The sequence below is a fragment of the Synechococcus sp. Nb3U1 genome (genome assembly GCF_021533835.1).
Taxonomy (GTDB): domain Bacteria; phylum Cyanobacteriota; class Cyanobacteriia; order Thermostichales; family Thermostichaceae; genus Thermostichus.
In genome coordinates this window covers 608,601-623,165 of sequence record NZ_JAKFYQ010000002.1, presented here as the reverse complement: position 1 = coordinate 623,165, position 14,565 = coordinate 608,601, and the positions used below count along the sequence as shown (strand labels likewise).

Below are 14,565 nucleotides of genomic sequence, written 5' to 3'. Positions count from 1 at the left end.
CTCACTCTGCTCTTGGTGAGCAAAGCCTGGTATATCTTCAGAGGATCCCTCCTCTAGTTCCCATGTCCTATTCCCGTCAATACCTGCGCTTCCCCTCTCGGATCTTGAACCGGGATATGGAAATGCTCCACTTCGGGCATCAGGGTTACCCGCTGATCTGTTTGCCCACCAGTAATGGCCGCTTCTTCGACCTAGAGGATCGCGGCATTATCGCCAGCCTCAGCCATCACCTGGAGCAGGGCTACCTGCAAGCCTTTTGTGTGGAAACCCTAGACTGGGAAACCTTTTTCAACCGTGAGCTGGAGTTGCCCCAACGGCGGGATCAATGGCTGTTGCTGGAGCAACACTGGGTGGGGGAGCTGATCCCCTATGCCCGAGAGGAAACCCAGAATGATTTTTTGGTGGTAGCGGGGTTTTCGCTAGGGGCAACCCATGCAGTGAATCTCGCCTGTCGCCATCCGGGCCTGGTACGCCGTTGTTTGGCCTTGGGTGGGCCTTATGATGTGGCAGCCCTCGGATCCATTACCGGCTGGGATCCCCAGCAGGCGGAGCAGGAGCTGTATTTCATCAATCCGCTCGCCTACATGTCCAATATGAGTCGACAACTGTGGGATCAACTGGGGGGGCGCAATACGGATCTCAAGTTACTGACCGCACATCACGACCACTGCCTCGGTGATAATCTGCGGCTGTCGGAGGTGCTCAACCGCAACGGGATCCCCCATCAATTGGAGGTGTGGGAAGGGGATCACGACTGGCCCACATGGCAAGCGCAAATCCGAGCCTTCGCGTAGGATCCCCTATGAGGTGTGGAGGGAAAACAATGACGACGGAAGACTACTGGATCGGCAGCCTGCATTTTAGCGAACCTTTTGGGGACGACACCGTAGCACGGCTGAACGCGCTCCCGCCCATCTCCGCCGTCAATGGCCAAACCTATAAGATCCGCGCCGAACACGTCACCATCCACGAAGTCGATCTCGATTACCGCACTAAATATCGCCTGATCCTGGATCGGTTTAGCTACCTGTATCCCCAGGCAATTGGCTTATTCATGGGCTTTGCCTTTCAGGGGGTTTACATCATCAATAATCCCTTCAGCTTCTATTACTATCTGCGCAATAAAGATGCTGCCTACATGGTGGTCAAAGATCTGGGTATTTCTATCCCGAAAACCTACATCCTGCCCCCCAAAGAAGCTCCAGCTCTGCAGGGAGATGATTTTAAATATCACAAATTTTTCGATTGGCAGGGCATGACCGAAGAGCTGGGCTGGCCGATTGTGATCAAACCCGCCGAAGGTCGAGAGGCAATCGGGGTGGAGCTAGCCCATAATATGGATCAACTGCTGTATCTGTATAACCATTCGGGATCCCAGGTGATGATGATCCAGGAGAAGGTAAAAACCCCCTATCCTTGGCAAATTCGCGCCTTATGTATTGGCCGTAAAATTATCCCTATCAAATATATCTTCCGCAAAATGGATGCCAGTGAGTATCTGTTTGATCCCGAGTTTCTCAGCCCAGAACTGGGCAAAAAGGTGATTGATACCTGTCAAATTATCAATCGGGTCTTAGGCTATGAGATGAACTCTGTGGAGATGTTCATCGATGAGCGGGGGGAGTTGCAGGCAATCGATTTTAATAATCCGGTGCCGGATGGTCGCCTCAAGGCTCTGGGAAAAATTTTTTATAACGATTATCAGCAGGCTCTTTGCGCCTTGGTAGTGGACATTGTTCAGGAACAGCGCTCTTTTGACTTTTTGCCCCCGGACATCAATACCTTCGCTCACATCGCCCGTCGATCCGATCTCAGCCGCAAGCAAAAGTTTCAGGCAGCCCTAGAGCTGGCTAACCGCTATTACGAGCCGAGGGATCCCGACTAAAATCAAGGGAAGATAGGCCCCGTCAGGGAAGTCCTATCTTAGGCGAGGGAGTAGCAGCATGGTTTCGGATCCTGTTCCAGAATGGTATGTGATCAAACAACCGCAGGGATCCTGTCAGGTGTTATCCCTTTCTGCTGAGGATCCCCTCTTGCACCAGCAGGAGCACTGGGGGCCTTTCCCCAGCCAAGCAGAAGCGATCGCACGACGGGTCGGACTGATCCGAGCAGGCAAATGTCAACCCGTTTGAAGTTGCGTTGGTGCCACGATATCCGCGAGATCCCAGCCGCCGCCTGGCAAGCGCTGGAAACGGGGCGCACCTCTCCTTTTTTGGAATATGAATGGCTGCATAGTTTGGAAAGCTCAGGATCTGCCAGTCGCAAAACCGGCTGGATGCCCTGTCATCTGTTGGTGGAATCCGAAGGCCAGTTGATCGCTGCTGCCCCGCTATATCTGAAAAGCCACAGCCAGGGGGAATTTGTTTTCGACCAAGAGTGGGCCTCAGTCGCCAGCCAACTGGGGGAACGCTACTACCCAAAATTGATCGGCATGGCCCCTTTTACTCCGGCTACGGGCTATCGCATTCTGGTTCATCCCGAAAGTTTAGAAGCCGAACTTTGGCCGTTGATGTTGATGGCCATCGATCGCTTTTGTCGAGAGAATGATATTTCGGTGTTCAGTTTGCTCTACGTGGATCTAGACTGGCGGGCACAACTGGAAGCGGATGGATTCATTCCCCGCATTACCCACAATTACCAATGGCACAACCCTGGCTATCGCTCTTATGAAGACTTTTTGGGTCAGTTTAATGCCAACCAACGACGTAACATCAAGCGGGAACGGGCTGCCATGGAAAAAAGTGGCCTAAACCTGAACATTTATACAGGGGATCGCATCTCGCCTCGGCTACTTTCTTTGATGTACGACTTCTACAGCAATACTTGCGCCCAATTTTGGAACTGGAGCAAGTACCTGAATCGTCGATTTTTTGAGTCGTTACACGCCAACTATCGGGAACGGGTGGTGCTGGTGGCCGGGGAACGAGACGCAGAGGTGGTGGGGATGTCCTTCTGTATCCGTAAGGGCGATCGCTTGTTTGGACGTTACTGGGGATGTCGGGAAGAGGTCAAGTTTCTACATTTTAATGTTTGCTACTACGAGCCGATTGCGCTGGCCATTCAAGAAGGGATCCACAACTTTGATCCCGGCGCAGGGGGATCCCATAAAATTCGCCGTGGCTTTCCGGCTACCCCCGTTTATAGCTACCATCGGTTCTACCGCCCACGACTACAGCAGGTATTGATACCCTACCTGAATCGAATTAATCCTCTCATGTTGGCCGAGCTAGAAAACGTCAATCAAAATGAGGTTCCCTTTCGAGAGGATATCCTGCCTTCTCTATCCACTCTGACTAATCATTAGATGTTTAGTAGGTCTTCATTCCTAACTCTGAAGATCAGTAACCTCTATGAGGGCATGAATAGCCTCTCGGAATGGCTCCAGCTATCACTTAGTCAGCTACTGAATCAGGATCCAACCCCAATTCCCGTAATTTTGCAGCTAGGCGTTGTTGTTCTGATCGAGCTTGTTCGAGCGCTGTTTCTGCTGCTTCTGCCCGTAGGCGCTCCTGTTCAGCGCGTTGTCGTTCCTGATCTATCTGTTCGCTCCCCCAGAGGAGTAAATGCCCGTCAGGAGTCCACCAACGCAACCAGTGGGCCTTGGTTTCTGCTTTTTGTCCCCACCACACTCCCAAAAACAAGCCGATCTCCGGGATCCAGTAGCGCTGGTTTTCATCGGCTAATGCAGGGGTATAGCGGCCATTCTCTAGGCGGTACACATCCAGCTCCCCCGTTTTCGGATGAAAGATCACGTAGACAGGTATTTGTAAAATGCGCTCGTAGAAATACCACTTGCCATAGGGGTAGTGGGGGTTAATGGAGTATTTGCCACCCTCAGTCTCGGACACAAATTCCATCACAATCGCCGGGGGATCCCCTTCCAAGTGGGGGGTATAGCTGCGGCGGATCTCCCCTTCAGGGATGGGTTTCACCATGGGCACATAGACCCAATCAGGAGCTTTCACCACCACCTTGCCCCCAACGGTGCTGCAAAGGCCGAAGTTGGAAGCAATCAAGGCATGGGCAGGGATCAACCGGGCCAGTTCCAGCAGTTCTCGCAGAGCAGCAGCTAAGAGCGGTTGTAAGGTGCTTTCCACGGGCTCATCCGGCAACGGAAAGTCTTCTGGTAGCTTTTCCCAACGAATTTGAGGTGGGGATTGGGTGAGCAAAACGGGGGAGAGGGTCATGGCCTAAGGTACCCAGGGTGGCAAGATACGCGGATCCCTTTCTGGATAACCCACCGGACTCTCGAGCATCAACCCTGAACCCGTTCCATAAGACTAGCTAGGGTATAGGGAGGGATCCCCTGGCAATTGACTTGTAGGGCTGGGGTATGCTTGTGGGCAGTAGGCAATTCTTCTGTCTCTTCCCTTCAGGAGAGCGTATGTCAGAAACCGACCCGTCCTCTGCCCACATCCTGGTGATCGAAGATGAGGCAAAACTGGCCCGTTTTGTCGAGACGGAGCTGACCTACGAAGGGTATCGAGTCAGTGTGGCCAGCGATGGTACAGCTGGGTTGATGGCAGCCCGCGACCAAAAGCCCGACCTGGTGCTGCTGGACTGGATGCTGCCTGGCATCTCAGGCTTGGAAATTTGTCGGCGACTGCGCTCCACAGGCAATCGGGTGCCGGTGGTGTTGATGACCGCTAGAGATGATGTGTCGGATCGGGTAGCGGGGTTGGATGCCGGGGCCGATGACTACGTGGTGAAGCCCTTCAGTATTCAAGAGCTCCTAGCGCGGGTGCGGGCCCATCTGCGCCGCCAAAAGGGATCCCATGCTGGCCATTTGGCCTTTATGGATTTAACTCTGGATCCCTTGACACGGGAGGTCACCCGGGGAGAGCGGCGGGTGGAGCTAACGGCTAAAGAATATGACCTGCTGCGCTATCTGATGGAGCATCCCCGACAGGTACTCACCCGCCAACAGATTTTGGAGCATGTCTGGGGGTTCGACTTTATGGGCGACTCCAACATCATCGAGGTTTATATTCGCTATTTGCGTCTCAAGATTGAAGACCAAGGGGAAAAGCGCCTCATCCAGACCGTGCGTGGGGTGGGTTACGTGATGCGCGAGTGAGGGTACCGCCTCTATGCCAGATCCCCTTGAGGTGGAGTATCGTCTGCAGTTGGGCCAACGCTACCTGGCTAACCAGCAACAGGAACTGGCGCTACTGCAATTTGACCAAGTAATCGCCTGGGATCCCGACCATTTTGAGGCATGGGTCAACCGCGCCCTAGCTCTAGCTCATTTGGGCCGTTACCCCGCTAGCCTTGAAAGTTTTGACCGCGCCCTAGCTTTACGCCCTGATCAGGAGCGGGTTTGGAACAATCGGGGTCTTGCTTTGGCGGATTGGGATCATCACCTGGAAGCAACTGACAGTTTTGAGCAGGTGATCCGCCTCAACCCCGACCACTACGAAGCTTGGGCCAACAAAGGGAATAGCCTTGCAGCTTTGGGCCAGTGGAAAGCAGCGCTAGAGGCCTACCGGCAGGCGGTGACAATTAACCCCAGCTACTACAAAGCCTGGAGCAATCAGGGCAACATCTTCCTCAGTTTAGGCAATCCCTTGCGCGGGGTGGGCTGCTTTCGCCGCGCCCTCCACCTCAACCCCGACGACGCACAGGTATGGTTTAACTTGGGCTGTTGCTACACCGCCTGTGAAGATCCGAAAGCGGCTCTGGAAGCCTACGAGGAAGGGCTAAAGGTGGATCCCGAGCACATTGGCTGTTGGATGAATAAAGGCACCCTACTGCCGAAAGGCCCAGAATCGCTGGCTATCTACGAGCATGTCTTGCAGATTTTGGCCAGCAAACCCGGATCTAGCTCCCGAGAAGCTACCCATGCTTGGAATAATCGTGGCTTAGTCTTGCGGCACATGGGACGGGTAGAAGAGGCAATCACCTCCTATGATCGGGCAGTGGAGTGTGACCCCAGCAATTTTGAAGCGTGGGATAACCGTGGCTATGCCCTCACCAAGTTGGGCCGCTTAACAGAGGCACTGACTAGCATCGAAAAATCTTTGCAAGTTAATCCCCAGCATGCCAATGGCATTTACAACAAAGGCTACTGTTATGCCTTAATGGGACGCACCCGTGAGGCGATAGACTGTATTGCCGAGGCGATTCAGCTGAACCCCCAGAAGTATGGGCCTGCCGCCCGTACGGATCCCGACTTGGAGCGCTTGCGCAAAAACAAACGATTTCAAGCCCTGTTGGCCGGTTTGGATTTGCCCTCGTCTGGCAGGTGAGGGGGGGTTGGCACTTCGGATGGGGTAAAAGGGATCCCTAGCGATAGGGTATGGATCCCAGGTGATCTTGACTTAAGTTGTCTTTCTTAAAGTGTAGTTGTGGGTAATTTTGGAACTGAGTGGAGGGGGATTGAGGTGCAGAGCATATTGATGAACTCATGGGATCCCGGGCTGTTGGGCCTCACCTTCAGCTCTCCTGGAGAATTTGTCTTCCGCTTTCCTGTCGATACCCCTGGGGTAGGTGGCTTGGGCTTGCGCTGGTACGGCTTGTTGATGGCGGCGGCAGTGTTGATTGGCTTGATCCTGACCAAGGCGTTGGCGGAAGCGCGACATCTGGAGAAAGAACCGGGGAAAGCTAGCGAACGGGTGGAAATGCTGGCTCTGTGGCTGGTGGTATCTGGTTTTTTGGGGGCCAGGCTCTACTATGTGCTCACTCATTGGTCAGAGTTTAGTGATAACCCCCTCTCGGCCTTTGCCATTTGGCAGGGGGGCATCATCATCCATGGCGGTGTGCTGGCTGGGAGCTTAGCCCTCTACCTCTATGGCCGCACCACCGGCATCAACGGTTGGAAATATGCCGATATCCTCACCCCCGGGTTGATCTTGGGCCAAGCCATCGGGCGCTGGGGCAATTTTTTCAACTCAGAAGCCTATGGAGCCCCGCTCCCGCCGGGTAGCACCTGGCCGTTGCAGGTGTACATCCCTCCCCAAGCCCGTGAGCCGGAGTACAGCCAGTTTGAGTTTTTCCACCCGATCTTCTTCTACGAAAGCGTCCTCAATCTGGTGTTGTTTGCCCTGCTAATGGGGATGTTCTGGCGGGCCCCCAAACTCAAGGATGGCACCTGGGTCTGGACTTATGTGGTCGGCTATAGCTTGATTCGGATCCCTTACGAAATGTTGCGGGTGTCGGCGGTGGCCTATCTGCCCGGAACCTCCATCAAGGTGGCTTATGTGGCCAGTGGCTTGGGTCTTGTGCTCGGGATTGGCATGCTGGTCTACATGTATCGGCTACGCTTTGACCCCGATCTGGAACAACTGGCGGCCTGGCTATCGGAAGAGGCAGGTTTAGAACCGGAGGCGGCCCAAAATATCTTGGAACGGGCCTGGTCTATTCAACAAAAACAGAGTCGTGCCGACTTATTGGATCGGGTCACCTTAGCCATGCCCCACTTCCCCAGTACCCTCGCCCCATCTCTCTCCATTGGGCAGCGGGAGCTGATCATGCGGCAATTGTTCTGTCGGTTGGAAGGTAAGGAGGGAGAGGGGCTGGCCTAAGAGGGAGTGATTTTGTTCTGGGGTCTTGCACGACACTTGACACTTAGAGCTCTGTTTGCTGTTGTAGGTTTTACGAAGATGCCGAGCTTGAATCAACTTCTTTCCTAGGATCTTGGCGGGAGCATTTTCAAACCAGCACCTCTTCCAGCTTCTGCTTGGCCCAAAGGGAGGCGTATAACCCCTCTGGATCCGCCATCAATTCTGCATGGGATCCCGTTTGGACGATCCGTCCCCCTTCCATGACCAAAATTTGATCGGCATCCACAACAGCCGTGAGGCGATGGGCGATGAAAATCACCGTCTTCTGGGCGGTGGCGTGGCGCAGGTTGTAGAGAATCGATTGGGCCGTTTGGTTATCCACACTGGAGAGGGAGTCATCCAGGATCAAAATCGGTGCATCCACCAGCAAAGCTCGGGCCAGAGCGACCCGTTGCCGTTGCCCACCAGAAAGGGTGATCCCCCGCTCCCCGACGAGTGTGTCATAGCCCTTGGGGAAGTTAAGGATCTCGGAGTGAATGTGGGCTGCTTTGGCCGCCAGTTCCACTTCCCAGTCTTCTGCCTCCGGTTTGCCGTAGCGGATATTGTCGCGGACGGTGGCGCTGAACAGAAAGCTCTCCTGGGGCACATAGGCAATGGCCTGACGCAGGGATCCCAGTTGGAGCTGGGTGATATCGATCTGATCCAAAAACAGTTGTCCGGGTTGAATCTCTAGCAGATGGGGGATCGCATTGGCGAGGGTGGATTTACCCGCTCCAATCGGCCCGACTATCGCCACCATCTGGCCGGATTCGATGCGAAACTGCAACTGATCCAAAGCTGGATCCCTAGCATCCGCAAAGCGAAAGGTGAGCTGTCGGCCCTCGATTTGGCCTTGCACCGTTTCCGGGAGCAGGGGCAAAGCCGTCGGGGCATCCTGAATGGTGGGCTCCACCCGCAGCAGGGCATCAATGCGCTCTAGGCTAACCTGACCCCGTTGATAGGCGGTAATGGTAAAGCCCAGCAGAGCTGTCGGGAACACCAGCCGCTCGATGTAGAGGGTCAGGGCGGAAAAATCTCCAAGCGTCAGCACCCCTGAGGCAATCTGGGGCCCCCCCACCGCCAACAGCACCAACAAACTGAGGCTGACCAAAGCCACCAGAGAGGGAAACAGGAGGTTACGGGTCAGGGCTAGGCGCAAGTTGGCCTGTAAAAGCCGCTGGTTTTGGTGGCGAAATTCCCCCTGTTCGTGCTGTTCCTGGCCGTAGACCTTGATCAGGGTGATGCCGTTCATATCCTCTTGAATCAGGTCGCTCAGCTCCGCCAACTGCTGTTGTACCCGCAATTGTTGCTGTTGCAGGCGGGCACTAGTGAGCTTCACCAGCACCAACATCACCGGAAACACCGACAGAGCCAAGGCACTGAGGCCAGGATCGATCCAAAACATGGCCGGCAAGGTGGTGGCATAGGCAAAGATCGTGTTAGCCAAACTGAGCAGGGCAAATCCCAGCAGACGACGGATATTTTCCACATCGCTGGTGACCCGGGTGAGGATATCTCCAATGGTTTGTTGGGCAAAGTAGGAAGGCTGCAGAGTGAGTAAATGCTCGAAGATCACTTGTTTGAGGTGAAACTCCACCTGCCGACCCACCCCAAACATCCAGACCCGCGAGGCGATGCGGATCCCCATCATCAGGCTGGAGACGATCAACACCGTCAGGGCATAGATCACAACGCGCTGAGCTTGTAAAGAAGCCAGATTCTGGCTCAGATCGTCGATGACCAGTTTGATATACCAGGGCAGAAACACCCCAAAGCCATTTACCAACAGCAGGGATCCAATCCCCAAGGCCACTTGCCGTTGGTAAGGGCGCAGGTAGTGGGCCAATTGCTGTAAATGGGATCCGGATCTGGCCACTCACTTGCTCCCTGGGTCTATTCTCACTTTAGCGCTGAGCCGGATCCCCCCGGTAGGGATTGGAGCTCTGAGGATCTAAAGGCGATCTCCGGTTAGGCGCAGGAACACATCTTCTAGGTTGGCTTTGCGGCGCAACAGTCGGCTGGGCTGCTCATCTTCGATCCGATGGAAAAAAGACTGGGGATCGGTACTGGGCAACACCACCAAAAAACCGGTACTGAAGGGTCGCCACCATACCCCCGCCCGCTCGGCTAGCGCTTCTACCCGTTTGCCTGGGATCCCTTCCACCTCCAACACCTCTCGCCCCACCACCCGTTCAATCAGCTGCGCCGGGGTGCCCCGATCCACAATTTGCCCCTGCTGCATCAACAACAGCCGATCACACAACCGTTCCGCCTCGTCCATGTAATGGGTGGTCAGCAACACCCCCCGCCCCGCCTGACGCAGTTGGGTTACCAGCTTCCAAAAGTCTTGGCGAGCATCGGGATCCAAACCGGTGGTGGGCTCATCCAAAAAGACAATTTTGGGGTTGTTCAACAGGGCTCGCGCCAGCACCAACCGCCGCTTCAAGCCGCCGGAAAGCTCCTCCACGTTGGCTTTTTCTCGCCCCAACAAACTGACTTGCTCCATCACCTCCGCCACCCGGTGTTTCGCCTCGCGGCCCACCAATCGACAGTGGCGGGCAAAACAGATCAGATTCTCGTATACATCCAGGTCGGGATCCAGGTTGTCATCCTGGGTGACCACGCCCATTTGGCGGCGGGCCAGGGATCCCTGGGTGTGAATATCGAGGTGATCTAGGCGTACAAACCCCTGCGTAGGCACCACCATGCCGTAAAGCATGCCCATCGTGGTACTTTTGCCCGCCCCATTCGGCCCCAGCAAGCCCAGCACTTCCCCTGTATCCAGGTTGAGTTCTACGCCGCGCACCACTTCCACGTTGGTATAGGTTTTGTGTAGATCGTGGGCTACCAACATAGTCACATCCGGCAAATACCTGACCCAGGCTAACGCCAACTTGGGCCGTTACCCCTGAGATCTTGCACAGATCTAGACTGTGGATCCGTGCTGTGAAATAGCCCTTTAGAGGACCCCTAGACCAAAACCTGCGCCGGGGCTTGCTGCGCCAGTTGCCTAATTTCCCGCCGTGCCCAGGCATCCACCTGCAAAATGTCCTCGAGGTCGGGATCCGCAATCAGCCGATGCCGCTCGCAAACCTGATCCAACAGCCGCGGGATATCCAAGAAGTGGATGCGCTCCTCCAAGAACAGGGCCACAACAGCCTCGTTGGCAGCATTCAACACTGCCGGCAGTGTCCCACCCACCCGCCCGGCAGCATAGGCCAGCTTCATGCAAGGATACTTGCGGTGATCAGGGGCCTTGAAGGTGAGGGATCCCAGCTTAACCAAATCAAGGGGATCCCAGGGCGTAGCGAGGCGCTCCGGCCAGCTGAGCCCGTAGAGAATGGGCAGGTGCATATCTGGCCAACCCAGTTGGGCCAAGACGGAAGTGTCCGCCAGTTCAATCAGAGAGTGGATGATGCTTTGGGGATGGATGAGGATGTCGATGTGGTCGTAGTCCAGACCGAACAGCCAATGGGCCTCGATCACCTCCAAGCCCTTGTTCATTAGGGTGGCGGAGTCAATGGTGATTTTGCGCCCCATCACCCAGTTGGGATGTTTGAGAGCATCCGCCAGGGTTACTTGATCCAGCTTCTCGGATGGCCAATCCCGGAAGGCCCCCCCCGAAGCGGTCAACAAAATTCTCCGGAGCGCCCCCTCAGGCACCCCCTGCAAACATTGAAAAATGGCGGAATGCTCGGAATCGACGGGGATCAGCTTGACACCGTACTCCTGCACTAAGGGCAACACCACCGGGCCACCGGCGACGAGGGTTTCTTTGTTGGCTAGGGCAATGTCTTTGCCGGAACGGATGGCCGCCAAGGTGGGCAACAAACCGGCGCAGCCGACAATCCCCGTTACCACCCGCTCTGCATCAGGATGGGCGGCCACCTGACACAGTCCGTCGGCTCCCGCCACCAACTCAGGCAGCGGCTGGATCCCGTCCAACAGCGACCTTAGCTCCGGCAGCAAGTCCTCACGGCCAATGCCAACGATCTGGGGGCGGAACTGCCGCACCTGCTCCGCCAACAGGGTGATGTTGTTGTGGCTGGTTAAGCCGACCACCCGAAAGCGCTCTGGATACTGAGCAACTAAGTCCAGGGTTTGGGTACCGATGGAGCCGGTGGAGCCGAGCAAGGTGATGGCCTGCATGAAAAATCCCTTTGCGCCTAAAGAAAAGGTGAAGATGCTGCTCCCTTTCACCTTACAGCCTTTTCCAGCGTTATCTGATACAGCAGATTCAGGTCAATCCTTTGCTCCATAAGTTTTTTTGCCTAGCTCAAGGGCCTGTGTGAAGTCGGAACTATAAAGCACTATAAAGCCGGAAAAGGCAGGGAGCCATTCCGGGATCCCACCCAAATCCAAAAAATCTAAAAAGGATCCCGTTGGGATTCATTGGCTCAGTCAACCTCTGATCCGTGCGAGATCTCAACTCGGCTCTGCAACCACTGCTGCAACAAGGGGAGCAAGGTTTCGCTCAGTTGGTTCCACTGGCTGGGTTTCTGTTCGGTGGTCAGCAACTCCACTCGTTCCCCGCGGATCACCAAAAAGCCGACCGGCTCGATGCGCACCCCACCGCCGGCACCTCCGAACAAGCTGGCCGGATCCCCCCCATTACCCCGAAAGCCTGAAGGGGTCTTGCCAAAGTTGCCGCCACCACCGCCCAAGCCAAAGTGCAAAGACATATAGGGCACAATAATCGTCTCACCAATGGTGATCGGCTGGCCGAAGGTCTGCCCCGTTTCCGCCAAAACCCTCAGCTTGCTCAGCACCGCTTCCAGTACCGTTTCGACGTTGAACTCGGATCCCATCTCGGCCCACTCACCTGCATAACAACCCCAACCTACCGTGGCTGCCAGCAGCCCGTTGGCAAAGGACTTGAGGATCCAGATCAATCTTCGTCCGGAGAGCCTGAATAGAGGTCTTCCAAGCGGTTACGGGCCTCATCCAGGTTAGTCGAGCGGATCACCAACAGGGGCTCTTCTGTGAGGTTGCCATCCTCATCCACCAGTTCTGGGTGGGGTACCCGCTTACGAGAACGACGGGGAGATGCCTTGCGCTCTTCTATCCCCAGGGTAATGAGGTTGGAGACCAAGTTACGCAGGGCCAAAAAGGCAATGGCCGCAAAAGCGATGAGGTAGAGAATCTGGAGCATCAGGAGTCGGAGGAGGGGTGAATCTGGCGAAATCGACGACCAAGCTCGGCACATTCCATCAGTAAGCGATGCCATTTTGCCATCAGACCAGGATCGATGCCAACTTCATTATCCGATAACTGATAGAGAGCGTCTGCCACCTGTAACTCCGATTGGGCAGCTAGAACTCGCTCCAAGATGGACTGTTGTTCTTGTGGGCTGATAAAGTCCAGCGTTTCTTCTTGTAAAAATCGACGAGACCGCTCAAACCAGTAGCGGTAGTCCTCCAGCAACGGCCCCAGGATCTCTTGCAATAGCTCCGCTTTGCTCATGGCGTGGGATCCCTCAATAGCTGGTTAAGATAAGAAAATCTTAGCAGAACTTAACTTTTGTTGCCCAGGGATCCCCTTCACCGTGATTCCAGCCAGGCTTCCGCCTGCAGCATCAGGGTTTCCAGCTGAGGCAACCAATCTGTGGCCCCCTCCTGCCAATAGCCCCGTTGATGGGCCTCCAGCAGCCGCTCGCTCATGTCTCGCAACGCCCAGGGGTTGTGGGCCCGCAAAAAAGCCTGCACTTGGGGATCCAAGAGATAGGCTTGGGCCAGACCCGCATACATAAAGTCCGGCACAGTATGGGTGGTGGCATCGTAGGCGAACAGATAGTCCAACGTGGCAGCCATTTCGAAGGCCCCTTTGTAGCCGTGGCGCAGGATTCCGGCGATCCACTTGGGGTTGATCACCCGCGAGCGGTAAACCCGGTCAATTTCTTCTGATAGAGCGCGAATTTTGGGGTTTTGCGGGCGGGCATGATCCCCGAAATACACCTGGGGCTCCCGCCCCTGAAGGGTACGTACCGCCGCCACCATCCCCCCCTGAAACTGGTAGTAATCGTCGGAATCCAGCAGGTCGTGTTCGCGGTTGTCTTGATTGTGCAGCACAATTTGCAAATGGGCCAGTTGCCGCTGTAGGGCTTCTGGAGCGGCCTGTCCCTCTGCTTCGGCTCGGTAGGCATAGCTGCTCCAGTTCAAGTAGGCCCGCGCCAGATCTGCCTCGGTTTCCCAATTTTGCCCCTCGATCAGCCCCTGCAACCCGGCCCCATAGGCCCCCGGTTTGGAGCCGAAGATCCGCAGCCGCGAGCGTTCCTCAGCTTGTTGGGGCGGGATCCCTTGCTGTTGCCAGTATTGAGAGTCAGCCCTCACTTGAGCCCGTAATGGGTTCTCAGTTCCCGGCTCATCCAGATCGGCTACGGCTTGCACAGCCCGGTCAAACAGGGCGATCAAATTGGGAAAAGCATCCCGAAAGAAGCCGGAAATGCGCAGGGTGACATCCACGCGCGGCCGCCCCAACACGGAAACTGGCGTGATCTCGAAGTCCACCACCCGCCCCCCATCCCAACGGGGCTTCACCCCCAACAGAGCTAGGGCTTCCGCCCAATCCTCTCCGCCGGTACGCATGGTGGCGGTTCCCCAAACAGAGAGACCCAAGCTGCGGGGATAGTCTCCCTGTTCCTGCACATAGCGCTCCACCACCCGTTCTGCCGCCAGGGATCCGACTTGCCAGGCGGTTGGGGTGGGGATACCGCGAATATCCACCGAGTAGAAGTTGCGCCCGGTGGGTAAAACCTCCATCCGTCCCCGTGTGGGTGCGCCGGAAGCCCCGCTGGGCACATAGCCGCCATTCAGCCCGTGCAAGAGGTTGTGCAGCTCTTGGGGGGTTTGTTGCAGGCGGGGGAGGAGATCCGTTTCCATCCAGTGCAGCACTCGTTGGGCCGCAGGCCCCGGTGGCGGATCATAAGGGATCCCTTGCAGCCGTTGGGCAATCCAAAGGCGGGCTTGCGCTTCCAGAGCCGTAACTCCATCTCCGATCCAGCGAAAATTATCGGACATACAGCTTT

15 protein-coding genes are annotated in these 14,565 nt (G+C 55.7%); 7 read left to right on the top strand and 8 right to left on the bottom strand.

Annotation, left to right across the window (positions count from 1 at the left end; genetic code table 11):
* Positions 1-62: 62 nt before the first annotated feature.
* From L1047_RS13485 to L1047_RS13470, 4 genes are read left to right on the top strand one after another with little or no spacing between them, the layout of a single operon-like run.
* Entirely contained in the window at positions 63-794 is a 732-nt protein-coding gene (locus L1047_RS13485; protein ID WP_235279480.1) for an alpha/beta hydrolase-fold protein, read from the top strand.
* Between the two features lie 29 nt (positions 795-823).
* On the top strand, positions 824-1,885 hold the full coding sequence (locus L1047_RS13480; protein WP_235279479.1) for an ATP-grasp domain-containing protein: 1,062 nt from the start codon (positions 824-826) through the stop codon (positions 1,883-1,885).
* A 58-nt stretch (positions 1,886-1,943) separates the two neighbouring features.
* Positions 1,944-2,132: a hypothetical protein gene (locus L1047_RS13475; RefSeq protein WP_235279478.1), complete on the top strand. Its 189-nt coding sequence runs from the start codon at positions 1,944-1,946 to the stop codon at positions 2,130-2,132.
* Positions 2,117-3,304 carry a GNAT family N-acetyltransferase gene (locus L1047_RS13470; RefSeq protein ID WP_235279477.1) on the top strand — a complete coding sequence of 396 codons (1,188 nt, stop codon included), beginning with the start codon at positions 2,117-2,119 and terminating at the stop codon, positions 3,302-3,304. Before L1047_RS13475 ends, L1047_RS13470 begins: the two co-directional genes overlap by 16 nt.
* 88 nt (positions 3,305-3,392) lie before the next feature.
* On the opposite strand, the gene L1047_RS13465 is transcribed toward L1047_RS13470, so the two are convergent.
* Entirely contained in the window at positions 3,393-4,187 is a 795-nt protein-coding gene (locus L1047_RS13465) for a Uma2 family endonuclease (protein WP_235279476.1), read from the bottom strand.
* A gap of 197 nt (positions 4,188-4,384) precedes the next feature.
* Between L1047_RS13465 and L1047_RS13460 the strand changes: the two genes are divergently transcribed.
* From L1047_RS13460 to lgt, 3 genes are all read left to right on the top strand, one after another.
* Positions 4,385-5,077, top strand: a complete 693-nt coding sequence (locus L1047_RS13460) for a response regulator transcription factor (RefSeq protein ID WP_235279475.1) — start codon at positions 4,385-4,387, stop codon at positions 5,075-5,077.
* Positions 5,078-5,090: 13 nt separating this feature from the next.
* Positions 5,091-6,248 (top strand): tetratricopeptide repeat protein, encoded by a 1,158-nt coding sequence (locus tag L1047_RS13455; RefSeq protein ID WP_235279474.1) that lies wholly within the window; start codon positions 5,091-5,093, stop codon positions 6,246-6,248.
* 135 nt (positions 6,249-6,383) lie between these two features.
* Positions 6,384-7,523 carry a prolipoprotein diacylglyceryl transferase gene (gene lgt, locus L1047_RS13450; protein ID WP_235279473.1) on the top strand — a complete coding sequence of 380 codons (1,140 nt, stop codon included), beginning with the start codon at positions 6,384-6,386 and terminating at the stop codon, positions 7,521-7,523.
* A gap of 127 nt (positions 7,524-7,650) precedes the next feature.
* Here the strand turns inward: lgt and L1047_RS13445 are convergent, their stop codons facing one another.
* The 7 genes from L1047_RS13445 to L1047_RS13415 all read right to left on the bottom strand — a co-directional run bounded on the left by L1047_RS13445 (position 7,651) and on the right by L1047_RS13415 (position 14,557).
* Complete coding sequence (locus L1047_RS13445) at positions 7,651-9,417, bottom strand: ABC transporter ATP-binding protein (protein ID WP_235279472.1); 1,767 nt, start codon at positions 9,415-9,417, stop codon at positions 7,651-7,653.
* 75 nt (positions 9,418-9,492) lie between these two features.
* Entirely contained in the window at positions 9,493-10,395 is a 903-nt protein-coding gene (locus L1047_RS13440; protein ID WP_235279471.1) for an ABC transporter ATP-binding protein, read from the bottom strand.
* 116 nt (positions 10,396-10,511) lie between these two features.
* Positions 10,512-11,690, bottom strand: a complete 1,179-nt coding sequence (locus L1047_RS13435) for a 1-deoxy-D-xylulose-5-phosphate reductoisomerase (protein WP_235279470.1) — start codon at positions 11,688-11,690, stop codon at positions 10,512-10,514.
* 248 nt (positions 11,691-11,938) lie between these two features.
* Positions 11,939-12,433 carry a GerW family sporulation protein gene (locus tag L1047_RS13430; protein WP_235279469.1) on the bottom strand — a complete coding sequence of 165 codons (495 nt, stop codon included), beginning with the start codon at positions 12,431-12,433 and terminating at the stop codon, positions 11,939-11,941.
* Complete coding sequence (locus L1047_RS13425) at positions 12,430-12,693, bottom strand: DUF2973 domain-containing protein (protein ID WP_235279468.1); 264 nt, start codon at positions 12,691-12,693, stop codon at positions 12,430-12,432. The genes L1047_RS13430 and L1047_RS13425 overlap by 4 nt, the downstream gene beginning before the upstream one ends.
* Entirely contained in the window at positions 12,693-13,004 is a 312-nt protein-coding gene (locus tag L1047_RS13420) for a DUF2605 domain-containing protein (protein ID WP_235279467.1), read from the bottom strand. The genes L1047_RS13425 and L1047_RS13420 overlap by 1 nt, the downstream gene beginning before the upstream one ends.
* Positions 13,005-13,081: 77 nt before the next feature.
* Positions 13,082-14,557, bottom strand: coding sequence for a cobaltochelatase subunit CobN (locus tag L1047_RS13415; RefSeq protein WP_328286072.1), 1,476 nt, complete (start codon positions 14,555-14,557; stop codon positions 13,082-13,084).
* Between the last annotated feature and the right edge of the window lie 8 nt (positions 14,558-14,565).

Bases quoted from the DNA above. Each gene is read 5' to 3' on its own strand.
- L1047_RS13480 (WP_235279479.1), top strand. From the start codon at position 824: ATGACGACGGAAGACTACTGGATCGGCAGCCTGCATTTTAGCGAACCT.
- L1047_RS13485 (WP_235279480.1), top strand. From the start codon at position 63: ATGTCCTATTCCCGTCAATACCTGCGCTTCCCCTCTCGGATCTTGAAC.
- L1047_RS13435 (WP_235279470.1), bottom strand. From the start codon at position 11,690: ATGCAGGCCATCACCTTGCTCGGCTCCACCGGCTCCATCGGTACCCAA.
- L1047_RS13425 (WP_235279468.1), bottom strand. From the start codon at position 12,693: ATGCTCCAGATTCTCTACCTCATCGCTTTTGCGGCCATTGCCTTTTTG.
- L1047_RS13470 (WP_235279477.1), top strand. From the start codon at position 2,117: ATGTCAACCCGTTTGAAGTTGCGTTGGTGCCACGATATCCGCGAGATC.
- L1047_RS13440 (WP_235279471.1), bottom strand. From the start codon at position 10,395: ATGTTGGTAGCCCACGATCTACACAAAACCTATACCAACGTGGAAGTG.
- L1047_RS13455 (WP_235279474.1), top strand. From the start codon at position 5,091: ATGCCAGATCCCCTTGAGGTGGAGTATCGTCTGCAGTTGGGCCAACGC.
- L1047_RS13415 (WP_328286072.1), bottom strand. From the start codon at position 14,557: ATGTCCGATAATTTTCGCTGGATCGGAGATGGAGTTACGGCTCTGGAA.
- L1047_RS13460 (WP_235279475.1), top strand. From the start codon at position 4,385: ATGTCAGAAACCGACCCGTCCTCTGCCCACATCCTGGTGATCGAAGAT.
- L1047_RS13420 (WP_235279467.1), bottom strand. From the start codon at position 13,004: ATGAGCAAAGCGGAGCTATTGCAAGAGATCCTGGGGCCGTTGCTGGAG.
- L1047_RS13475 (WP_235279478.1), top strand. From the start codon at position 1,944: ATGGTTTCGGATCCTGTTCCAGAATGGTATGTGATCAAACAACCGCAG.
- L1047_RS13465 (WP_235279476.1), bottom strand. From the start codon at position 4,187: ATGACCCTCTCCCCCGTTTTGCTCACCCAATCCCCACCTCAAATTCGT.